At 60.1% G+C, this 1,013-nt stretch carries 1 pseudogene; it reads right to left on the bottom strand.

The window, feature by feature from the left end:
• Positions 1-1,013 (bottom strand): annotated as a pseudogene (locus tag KIK84_RS16455) (IS3 family transposase); the annotation flags it as partial.

Here is a 1,013-nt window from a genome sequence, read left to right on the forward strand (position 1 = left end):
GTAGGCTGACGGCGTCAAACCGCCAAGGGATCTCTTAGGCCTTTCTTCGTTGTATTCCCTGCGCCAGGATTCAACGACCACTCGGGCATGCTGCAAGCTGGTGAACCAGTGCTCGTTCAGGCATTCGTCCCGGAACCGCCCGTTGAATGATTCGATGTATGCGTTCTGGTTGGGTTTGCCCGGCTCGATCAGGAACAACTGAACACCCCTGACATGGGCCCAGGTCAGCATGGCGCGGCTGCAGAACTCCTTGCCGTTATCGGTTCTGATGGACTTGGGCAGACCCCGCGTTTTCGCCAACTGATCCAAGATGCGAACCAGCTGGTTGCCTCCCAGCGCACGCTCCGGCACGATGGCCACGGCTTCATGGGTTGCGTCATCCACTACGGTCAGGCTTTTGATGCTGCGCCCTTCAGCCGTGCGGTCAAACACAAAATCCATTGACCACACTTGGTTGGCCTGTGTCGGTCGCTCCAATGGATGCCGATCTGCCAAGGGGATTTTCTTGCGCCTGCGTTTCTTCACTTGCAGGCCAGCCTCGGCATACAGGCGATCCACCCGCTTATGGTTCACGAGCTCGCCTGCCTAGCGCAGCTTCAGATAGATCATGCCGGCGCCATAGCGGCGATGCCGTTGTGCCAGCGCAATGATCTTCTCCCGCAGGGCACAGTTGCGATCCGCCTCTGGTTGGTAGCGCAGTGCACTGGCGCTCATGCCAATGACGCGCAGCGCACGTCGTTCGCTCAGTCCCTGGCAGGTCATGTGGCGCACCAGCTCCCGCCTGGCGGGTGCGCTCACCACTTTTTTCTCAAGGCTTCTTTCGTCACCTCGTTCTCAAGCATCGACTCCGCCAGCAGGCGCTTGAGCCGGGTGTTCTCCGCTTCCAGCTCCTTCAGGCGCTTGGCGTCCGACACGCTCATACCGCCAAACTTGCTGCGCCAGAGGTAATAACTGGCCTCTGAGAAGCCGTGCCTACGGCACAGCTCGGCCACTGGCAGGCCCGTCTCCGCTTC

This window comes from Curvibacter sp. CHRR-16 (assembly GCF_018474005.1).
GTDB lineage: Bacteria > Pseudomonadota > Gammaproteobacteria > Burkholderiales > Burkholderiaceae_C > Allorhodoferax.